Origin of the sequence: Anaerorhabdus sp. (assembly GCF_036641015.1) — a bacterium.
Taxonomy (GTDB): Bacteria; Bacillota_I; Bacilli_A; order Erysipelotrichales; family Erysipelotrichaceae; genus Anaerorhabdus.
Genome location: NZ_JAVWFO010000055.1, coordinates 1 through 11,826 on the forward strand (window position 1 = coordinate 1; position 11,826 = coordinate 11,826).

4 protein-coding genes are annotated in these 11,826 nt (G+C 31.8%); all 4 read right to left on the bottom strand.

Features of this window, described 5'->3' with window-relative positions:
* Positions 1-155 precede the first annotated feature (155 nt).
* Positions 156-1,520 carry a glycoside hydrolase family 1 protein gene (locus RR430_RS07830; RefSeq protein WP_332508881.1) on the bottom strand — a complete coding sequence of 455 codons (1,365 nt, stop codon included), beginning with the start codon at positions 1,518-1,520 and terminating at the stop codon, positions 156-158.
* A 39-nt stretch (positions 1,521-1,559) separates the two neighbouring features.
* On the bottom strand, positions 1,560-3,422 hold the full coding sequence (locus tag RR430_RS07835) for a beta-glucoside-specific PTS transporter subunit IIABC (RefSeq protein WP_332508883.1): 1,863 nt from the start codon (positions 3,420-3,422) through the stop codon (positions 1,560-1,562).
* Positions 3,415-4,272 (bottom strand): BglG family transcription antiterminator LicT, encoded by an 858-nt coding sequence (gene licT, locus RR430_RS07840; protein WP_332508884.1) that lies wholly within the window; start codon positions 4,270-4,272, stop codon positions 3,415-3,417. The genes RR430_RS07835 and licT overlap by 8 nt, the downstream gene beginning before the upstream one ends.
* Before the next feature lie 844 nt (positions 4,273-5,116).
* Entirely contained in the window at positions 5,117-11,419 is a 6,303-nt protein-coding gene (locus RR430_RS07845; protein ID WP_332508886.1) for a BspA family leucine-rich repeat surface protein, read from the bottom strand.
* Between the last annotated feature and the right edge of the window lie 407 nt (positions 11,420-11,826).

An 11,826-nucleotide genomic window follows, 5' to 3' on the forward strand; every position in this document is an offset into this window, starting at 1 on the left:
ATTTTATTCCTTTGAAAGGCACAATGAATTCGTTCATTGTGTTTTTTCATTTGTTCATCTCTTTGGTTGTTTATTTAAGTAGTCAGACTAAATAAAGAAACCCTAGTTAATTCATACTTAACTAGGGTACATATTTTTTTTCTTCCTCTTAATGCTTATAATTCTTTGCCATCAGATTCTATAACTTTCTTATACCAATAAAAACTATCTTTCTTATATCTATTTAAAGTTTTCAAATCTAATTCATCACGATCAACATAAATGAATCCATATCTCTTTTTGAATCCTTGATGTGTACTAATCAAATCGATTGCTGACCAAGGACAGTAAGAGAATACATCAACGCCTTCTTCTCTTGCTATTTGCATTTCATTTATGTGTGTTTTGTAGTAATCGATTCTATACTGATCATGAATTTTCATATCATCTTCTAATACATCAAATGCACCTAATCCATTTTCACTTATCATTATTGGCAAGTGATATTTTTCGTAAATATCTTTTAGAGTAATTCTAAATCCAACAGGATCAACTTGCCATCCAAACTCTGTATTTGGCAAGAATTCATTTTTACCACCTTTATAAATACCACTTTCAACATTCGCTACTTCTTGATCACCCTCTTGAGATTTACATTCATTTTCAGTCGAGTGTTCAACTGTTTTCGAACAATAATAATTAATCGAAACAAAGTCTGGATTTTGATTCGCAAGAATTTCATAATCTTTATCTTCAATTGTCGGTTGGCATCCCATTTTGTTTAATAAGTTCCATGCGTTTGTATTATATCTTCCATAGACTGGAATATCTATGTATAGATAGTTACGTAAACTTTCAAAGTTTTGAGCAGCTAAAACATCCAATGGATTACATGTTTTAGGATAAATATGCGCAATATTCAATGCAGGTCCAATTTTCCCATCAGTCATCTCATGACATAGTTTAATTGCTTTTGCCTGTGCTAAGAACATATGATGACTTTCTTGATAAAGTGTCTTTTTATCTCTTTGTCCCGTACCCATCGCACCACCATAAAGAACCATCGAATTTTGCTCATTAATTGAAATCCAATATTTTACTTTAGCACCATATTCCTTGAATAAAATTCGCGTAAATTCTAAATAATAATCGATAACTTTCCTATTACCCCAACCGCCAATCTTATCTAGTTCAGCTGGTAAATCAAAATGATAAATTGTGACAATTGGCTCAATATTATTTTTTAATAATTCATCAATCAAATCATGATAAAATTGTACTCCCTGTTTATTTATTTCACCATATCCAGCAGGTAGAATTCGCGTCCATGCTATGGAAAAGCGATAAGCATTTAACCCTAACTCTTTAAATAATGAAACATCTTCACGAAAGCGATTATAATGATCACTTGAAACTGTAAAATCTGCGGTCCCTTCGTGTACACTTCTTACATCTTGAATCGAAGGACCTTTTCCATCTTGATTCCATCCACCTTCAACTTGATATGCACTGGTAGATGCGCCCCATAAAAATTTACCCATTTTATTCTCCTTCATTAAAGTGATATTTTGATTTACCATTTATGCTTCTAAAACAATAAATTCTGAATTCTTATTTGTGTGTTTAATTGATTTAAAATCATTTGCATTAACCACAACGACTGGAGTGGTCAAATCATATCCTTCTTCTTTTATTTTTTCAATATCAAACTCAAGAAGTAAATCACCTTTTTTAATATGATCTCCGTTCTTAACAATAGCGTTAAAGTACTTGCCATCAAGTTTTACAGTGTCTAATCCAACATGAATAATGATATCTGCTCCTTTATTTGATTTTAGTGAGATTGCGTGTTTTGTTCTAAATATATTAAATACTTCTCCATCTACTGGTGAATAAACTTTTCCTTCAGTAGGTATAATCGCAGCACCTTTTCCCATTAATTCTTTTGAGAATGTTTCATCTTTTACTTCACATAAATCTTGAATTTCACCTTTTATTGGTTGAATTAAAATGTCGCTAACCGCTTGATTATCACTGTTTAATAGAACATCACTATCTGCATTGATTTCTTTCTTTTCTTTATATAAGAAATATGAAACTGCAAAACTTACAACAAAAGCAATCGCAGCACCTGCACAAGCCAAATAAAAATTACTCATTGGCGCATCTGTACTAATATAACTTGGCAATGTTAATAACCCGGGAGATCCACCAGAGAAATTTTTAATTCCTAGTACACCTAAGAATAATCCACCGACTCCTCCACCGATCATCGAAGCAATTAAATTCGTTTTGATTTTCATTGTTACACCAAATAAAACTGGTTCAGTAATTCCACATACCGCTGTGATTCCTGTTGCAGAACATAATTGTTTTAATTCAGAGTTTTTTGTTTTAATTGATACAGCTAAAGCAGCAGCACCTTGTGCAACATTGGATGCAAGTTGCCCTGGATATACGATTGTGTCATAACCCATTGTCATACGATTATTTATTCCAATTGGCGTAATACTATGATGAGTTCCTGTCATAACAAGCAATGGCATTACAATACCCATTACTGTAGGTACAAGCCACCCAACATAACTATTTAATGTATTAACACAAGTTGCAATAAAATTAGAAATAATGTATCCTATTGGACCTAATACACACAGTGTAGCAACGCCAACAACGAACATTGTAATCAAAGGACGTGTAAAGAATTTAATTGCTTTAGGTGATATTTTATCTGCAATAGGTTCTACTTTAGACATCAAGTATACACCCAATATAATAGGTATTACTGATGATGAATAAGTCGCATTGTAGATTGGTAGTCCAAAGATTGTAACTGCCATACCACCTTCTTTAGCTGCTGTAACCATTGCGGTAAAATTAGGATGTAGCAGCATACCTGCAAGCATCATCGCTAAATATGGATTACATTTAAATTTCTTTGCAGCCGAATTTGCTAACAAGATAGGCAAGAAATAAAATGTTGCGTCTGCCATAAAATTTATTACTTGATAAGATGATGAAGCTTTATCTATCCACTTAAAAGCTACAATAACTGCTAATACTGCTTTTAGCATACCTGCAGCAGTTAGCGGCGCTAATATCGGTGTAAAGATACCTTGAATAATATCCACAAATTTATCAAATAACGAAAGCTTCTCTTTCTTTTCATTGTTTCCTAAATCCAATTCATCTTCTGTAATATCGACTAAATTATTTATTTCTCTATAAACATTTCCAACTTCTGATCCAATAACTACTTGGAATTGTCCACCCTTTGTTACTACTCCAGAAATACCTGGTGTACTTTCTAAAACTTTTATATTTGCTTTTTTGTCATCACTTAATGTAAATCTTAAACGCGTGAAGCAATGGCTTAATTGTTTTATATTACTTTCGCCACCAACATTATCAATGATAACTTTAGCTAGTTCTTTGTTATTCATTTTTCTCTCCTTTTTTCTTTTCTGTTATTCTCTTAATATGAATCGTTAAGTAAGTTAATTCATTTTCTGGTATCCTTATTTTCATTGATTCTAAAAAATATTTTTGTATTTTCAAGGTACATGCATATTCATTTGGAAATTGTTTCTTAACTAATTCAAATAGATTGTCATCCACTTCAGGAGAATCAATATTATTATTTAAAATACGTTCAGTAAAAAATTTCAAATGAACTAAAAAGCGTTCGTAAGTTAATGAATTTTCATCAAAGTCGATACTAAAATAATATTTAACTATATTCAAAACATTTTGAATTATTGCCATTGCTTTCTTGACATAATCATCTGTCGCATTATTAATACTAGCTTCCACTAAATGAAAAGCTATAAATCCTGCTTCATCTTCAGGCAAAGAGAATCCTAACTCTCTTTTCACAATTTCAATTGCTTCTTTTCCCACTAAATATTCACTATGATAGTAGTTTTTAATTTCCCACAAAAGTGCATTTTTTAATGGTAATCCTTTAGAAAGTCTTTCCAACGCAAAATCAATATGATCTGTTAATGTAATATAAATATTGTCTTTTAGTTCTTTATCTAGGGTCTTTTTTGCATACTCAATAATCATGTTCGCTACGCGAATATGTTCTACTGGGATATTTTCGAACAATTCTGCGAGCTTACTTTCAATCGTTTTATTTGATATTATATAAATCTTTTCTATTAAGCTTTCATCAATATCATCATTAATTTGTTTCTTAAATCCTAATCCACATCCCATAACTAAGACTTCTGTCCCAACTTCATTAAACGATCTTACCAAGTTGTTGTTGATGACCTTTTGAATCTTCATTCCCTTATCCCCCCTTAAAACATAAAAAGCTATACTGCTCGAGCCAAATAAAGCTTTTTGCGGTATAGCCTGCATTACCAGTAACAATCCTTGAGCATATGTTAGCACCAAGTGAAAGCGCTGTCAACTCTATATTTATTTATCGTAGATTATTAAGTTAAATTGGACAGTTGCTATTATTTCCTTATCATCGTCATTGGTGAAGTTTCTTACAAAGAATCCAAGAATATCAATCGTTCTACTGTGTCCTTTTTTTGTTATGTCGATTTACGAATAAATCTTTGCCACTAAGAAATGAATGATTATCAGTATGAAAGAATCATTTATTGAAATTGCAAATATCTTTTTGAATATTTATCCTAGCAAATCTAAACAAGTTTGATTCAAGAATATTTTTCGTAGCTGTCATCAATTAAGAACCAAATATTTCATGAATCTGTCATATAATTTCGGTTTACTTAATAAATAAAATCTAAATTCTATTTAACCTTTTTATCTAATCCATTCTCTTTATAAAAAATTTACCAAATTTTAAAATAGTGGTCATCCTACAGATGATCACTACTACTTCTATTTATTCTAACTATTGAAGATATTTCTACAATTATTTGATTTTAACAGATTGATTCTTTTAATCCCTATTTCTAGTTATTATTAATTTCAGATCAAATATCTAAGTTTTATGAATTAATAATTCCAACCATAACACTAAATTTAAATATAAATTATAATTTGTATTTGTTAATACTTGGTAAAAAGGATTGAGTTTATAAATATATAAACGTCAATCCTCCAAGTAGAAAAATGCAAATTTTAGGTTATTCATTTTCTAAACAACCAATTTTTATGATTCTTTTTTACTAAATCGCCATCCCATGAAACCAAGAATAGCTAATAATAAAGCCACTATTACCATCCAACACCATGAACAATTAAAACCTGTACGTCCACCTGTAATCCAATCAATTAAACAAAATGAATCTTGTGTTCCTTGATCTGCTGGTGTATCTACTACAGCATTACTAATTTGTTCTATATTCTTTTGGTATGTAATTGCATATGTCGAGAATAATCCAGTGTTGATTGTTATTGTCGCTGGATTATCATCCATATCTTCCAACACTGTATACTCTCCATTGTGTGCTCGTATTACATAGAATTGTGTTCCTCGATTTCTTATTTCTTCTGGAATATTTATGGTAATCATTAATGGTTCATCAGTTTCATTAATTTCATTCCAATCCCTGTTTCCTACTCGAATAAATAAGGATATTTCTACATATTGTCCAAGTTCTAAATTAGGAATATCTGTTTGTGCCGCATTAATTCCTTCTTGTACAACCGTTTTATCATCTTCTGGCGTATTCATTGTATTATCTTTTACATCAATACGTATCTCAATGATTTCTCCATCATTAACTAATTCTTTTTCTTCATTTGATAGTACAGAATTCGCAACCGCAATTGTATCATCTACTCTTGCCATTCGTTTTCCATCTTGTTCAGATACCGTTACAATAACTGCACCTTTACCTACATTCAATACTGTTGATTCAATATCATTACTTGTTGAGGTTGATTTACCAGTTTCTACTTTTGAATCCTCTTGATTTACTTGTATCTTACCATCTACCAATTTAGCTTCTACATTGTTTACATGTTCACCCTTTGGTAATTCAGTAGTTGGTTTCTCCGTATTCACTGGTTTTTTTGTTTCTTCAGGTTTTGGTGTTTCAACCACCTCAACATCAGTTCCATTATTCTTCTCAACATCTTTTACCTGTAGTTTTCCATCCACATGTATTAGTGAATAGTTTTTCCCATCAGTATTATTTAGTGTTGCATCACTAGCAAATGTAATTGGATAACTTCCTATGCTACTTCCAGTACCTTGGCAAGTAATAACTGCATCAGCAGTAATTAAACTTTCTTTTTTATCTGTTCCTGCAAATCCGCTATAACTAATTGTTAACGTAGGCAATGTTCCACCAACCGTCATACTTAAGTCATTTGCTTTTACCGTTATTACTCTTTGCCCAACTGTAAAATCAACTATCTTTTCTCCTTTATAGTTATCACCTTCATATTCCATCTTTACAGAATATGCACCAGCCGGTGTAATACCTAAATTAGATTTAGGTAAATTAGTATTCCATGTTAAACGATTATCACTGCTATAACTATACTTATAACTACCATTAGTATCAGTTACTGCTAAGCTACTACTCGGTGTACTCTCTGTATTTCCATATGTCCACCCATTCATAGTTACTGTTATTTGATCATCTTTTAACACTAGCTTATTTACAATTTTAACTACTATACTAATATCTCTTGTACCATTAGCCCAATTAGGAAGTGTTAGTTTACCTTCAAATGTATGATTACTTATTGTTTTACCAAAATCCGTTGGTATATCATTGGTCCATGTAATCTTTATTGACTCAGTTTTATCTGTATACCCTGTACCTTTATAAACAATAGATATCGTCTCAGGTAAACCTAATTCATCATAAGTATATTTACTATTTGGTCTTACAACAAATTCTTTCTCAACTAATTGTGTAAAAGTAGCATCAATAGAAACTACAGTCATTTTTAAAGATATTTCTACACTATCCATTGTAGCCTTATAAGTATATACTTTACCCTTTATATCAAATGTATCCGTAGTACTATAACTAACCTTAGCACTCACATCATCTGTTGTCTTATTATCAAAAGTACCTGTTACTTTTTGATTTGTTTCTAACCATTTTTTGATTTCATCATTACTTGTATTACTACTATTATCCGCAAACATTGAACTATCTGTAGTAGACAAACTAGTTATTTTACGTGTATTAAACTTAATCTCTGCACTAACTGTTTTATCACTTGGCTTAATCACATACTCATAGACCCAGGTACCTTTACCTGTTTTATCATCCCATGTCATTGTAGGAGCAATAGTTACTCCACCAATAATAATAGATGGTGTTGAGTTTTTATCGTACTCGCCTTTATATATAACCTTAGTTTTGTCATTACTCAATGTTGGCGTAATCACTGTATTACTCTCACTTGTACCAGTTGTTATTGGCGTAGTAATTTCTACTAATGTCTTTACTTCAACTTTACTCGTATCAGAAGAAAAGGAATTATTTGTTGCTTTATCTCTAATATAAATATCATACTCTGTATTCTTATCCAAGCCAGTAAACTTACCATCCGTATTTGGATTATCCCATGTAGGAGTCTCACCTTTTTTTACAATTACACACTCTTGATTTTCACTTAGTTCAATAGTTACTTTATCTTTCTCAATTGTTGGCGTATTAGTACTTGGTGCTACTGGTCGACTTGGCATTGTTATTTCCGTTGGTGTTCCAGCTGGAATTTTATCATCACCTGTACCTTTTTCTGGATATCGAATATAAATTATTGTCCCTGGAGTAAATGCAACCATATTATTACTATCAGGTGTTAACTTACTACCATTTGGATCATCTGGGTCTGTATAAACTTCCATACCTTCAGGAACAGTAATTGTTTCTTTTGCATATTCGACATCTAACCCAGCTAAATCAATAACTGGTGCAGATTGCAAGGTTGCAAATTTCACTTCTTTTACCACTGATAAATTTCCAGCAATATCTTTAGTAACTAAATAGACTTTTTGTACTGATCCTTTATCTAAATTAGTTAATGGTATTGTTTTATCCGTTGATGCAACTATTGCCACTTTATTATTATTCGTAACTACATCACTTGCACTTGGCACTGATGTTGGATTAACTACATAATACATATCTCCTGACTCAGATACTTGAAGTACTATATCAGCAGACGTCTCAGCTACATTATTAGATATTGCTTTTGTTATGGTTGGCACTGTCTTATCTAACTTAACCGTGATAGCTGCAGTTTCTGTTGTTTTTCCTGCTGCATCCTCTGCCTTAAATATATAACTATGTGTACCCTCTGTACTCACATTATATGCATACGTTGCATTTGAAAATCCAGTAATCTCAGCATAGTTCCCTGTATCTACTTTTACATATAATTTTGTTACTGCTTCATTATCACCGTAAGCAAGTGTAATTGTTGTATCCGAAGTAAACCACCCTGTTGTTGGAACAGTAGGTAATGTTGCAGTTATTGTAGGATTTGTTATGTCTGACCATTTTGCAGTGAATTTTTGATCACTTGCAGGCATAGTAGTAGGAATTAACTTATCCCAACCATCATGTGTATATCCTTCTCTTGCTGCGGTTGGCTCAGTTATCGGTGCTTCAAATTTAGTACTACCAGATGATGTTCCACCTGTTAGCGTACCTTTTGCAGCATCCCAAGTTAATGTATAACTATTACGCGTGTATTTATAAGTTACAACTGTTGTCCCATCAGCTGCAATTGTGACTGTTTGTGTTGTAGGTGCCGTAAACCCTTCATATGTTTCCACAGGAGGTGTTATACTTGCGTCTGTTGTTCCAGTTAATTCTGAAGTCGTTATTAAACTTTCAGGATAATTTCCTTCCAAATCTTGTTTGCAATGCTTAACAACATATTTTGTATTAGTATTAGGTTTGAATTTTGCTTCAAGAGTTTGCGTCTCACTTACTGTATCTGTTGTAGTAAAATTCCACTTAATTTCTCCCTTATACCATCCATCAAATGTATAACCTTGTTTGGTTGGTGCCGTAGGTGTAGTTAGTTTATCACCCTTTAGAGATACAACAGTCTTAGAGGTATCATTCCCTACTTTATAAGTTGTTGTGTAATAATTAATTGTTACTTTAGTATTATCACTAACCTTTATTCCAGTATCAAATCCTTGACTAAATACAGAATAAGTACCTGGTTCAATGCCACTTTTAGTATACAAATCATTCGCATATGATAGCAAATACCATTTGGAATCAACATCACTGTCAAGACCTACAGTTAAACCACTATAAGCGACGCCATCTTTTAGTATTTGCACATTTGCTTGAAATCTAGCATCATAAATCATCCATCCATACCACAAATGATCAGCAGTATTACCATCTTCAACCACTTTATAATTTTCAATAGCAGTTTTTAAACCAGTTTCATCTAACGGATTACCACTAGCATCAACAAATTTAAGAGAACGTTCTGCAGGGTAACTACCAAACATGTTAACGCTTGACTTAACATTCCATGGTGTAGCACTAACTATTAGTTCTTTAAGACTCGAACAATTTTTAAACATATTCGTAAATGGAGCATTCGTTAATTCTGTTATCTTCGTAACATTGAACTTGCTTATATCCATCGATTCTAAACTGCTACAACCTTCAAACATTGAAGTTAAACCAGATGCATTGGAATAGTCTAGTTCAATTGCGCTAAGGTCAAAATTTGTCACATTTAATTCACTTAATGAACTGCAACCTTCAAACATAGATTTCATTGTTTTAACTTTACTCGTGTCAAAATTACTTAAATCTAGAGTTTTAAGACTTGAACAAGAAGAAAACATGGAACTTAAATTTGTAACATTAGTAGTGTCAAAATGACTTAAATCAAGAGTTTTAAGTTTTGAACACCTTAAAAACATACCATATATATTAATCGCATTACTAGTTACAAATTTATCACTTAACTGTAGGTTTTCTAACGCACTACATCCTCGAAACATATAATACATATCCGCCTTGTTATCTATCTCAAACCCACGTAAATCTAGTTCTTGTAATTTTGCACATCCACTAAACATCATTTCAAGTCTTGTTACCTTATTAGTTTTAAAATTAGTGCCAAAATTAAGCTTTACTAAACTGATACAAGTTTCAAACATGCTCTGCATTTCTGTAACATTACTTGTATCAAAACTTTTTAAGTCTAATTCTATGAGTCCCTGACAATTATAAAACATACCCCTCATTGTTATCACACTGCTCGTGTTAAAGCTACCAAATGTTATTTTTTTGAGTACCAAACTGTTCGAAAACATATTATCCATATTTGTAACTTTACTTGTATCAAAGCTATTTAAATCTAGTTCTTCAAGTTTTTCCATACTATTAAACATGCTCCTCATGGAAGTTACTTCAGACGTTTTGAAACTAGATAGATTTATTCTAGATAAATTTTTACACTCATAAAATAATGCATCCATACTCGTAACACTAGATGTATCAAGTCCACTTAAATCCATTTCTGTACAGTTTGTTAAGCGAGAAAATAGATAAGATGAATTCATTGCCGCCTTAACTCCTGATTCGACTATTACTTTTTTTATTGATCCATATTGTGATGACCATGGTCTAGGACTTTCGGCACTGGAAACATAATAACTATCAAGCGTACAACTACCTTCCGTTGTCGGTCCAATAGTCATCGTTCCTTGATCATCAATAGTCCATGCACATGAACCCGAAGTTCCCGAAGCAGGTACTATCTCCATTGGCATTACAGTTGATAATTGGTCTGCTAATTCTATGAGTTCATTTAGCTTAATCTTCCTTGTATCATCTATTAATAATTTATCTTCATCGCTTAATACATTAAATGCATTCTTACATTCTATTACTTTAATCATTATGTTTTGTGCATCTATGTCATTCATAGATGTCCATTCATCAAGAGTAGGTAAAGCATCAATAAGTACTATCACATTATCTATAGGTGATAGTTGTTGAGGTTCTACTACAACTGTAATTTGAGGTACTACTACATCACTACCTAAAGTATACCCTTGAGGTAATTGCGCTGTAAAAATAGTTGTGCCTTCAACTGTACCATCATAAACTGGATCACTAGTCCAAGTAACATTATCAACGATTATTGAATCCATTGTTGTTTCTATATCTGCATTACTTTGTACTGTACTATCATCAAACAATGAAAGTGTTTCATCTTTTAATGGATTAGTAGATACTTCTTCTGTCTCTACTACTTTTTCTACTCTTGCTTGCAAGCTTGTAGGCAAGTTCAATTGTTTTAGTGGAGTACCTACATGTACATATTGTTTTTGAATTGTCTCTTCTAATACAGCAAAACCTAGCAATGTTTGATCACTAGGAGTTTCTTCTGCACTTAATGGTGTAATTGGTAAAAACATACTCAAAGACATACAAACTGTTAGTAATACTGAAAAATATCTTCTAACCTTTGACTTTAGAAACTTACGATTCATAATCTTATCCCCTTGGCTCTCATTATTAAGCACTATATATCAATAGTAGAAAATCGGGTCAGTGTTTAATTACTAATAAAACAGTAATCTAAAATACATTTATTCATTTACATATAGAAATTTTATCACTGTTTTTGGGTTTGTTCAAAGAATATTAGATAATTTCACCAATTTAACAATCTTGTCTTATTATTACAATCACCTCTATAAACTCTTATCATTAAAGTATATAAGGATAATTGGCTAGTTTATAAAACTTATTTCATTTTATGTCTAAAATCTAACAAAAAAAAACACGTTTGATAGAATTTCAATCGTGTTTTTCTAGTAAGTCTAAGGTAACATATTCCCTGCAGAACGATACAATTCGTACCACTCGACTTTTGTAAGTGAAATATCTGCACCCT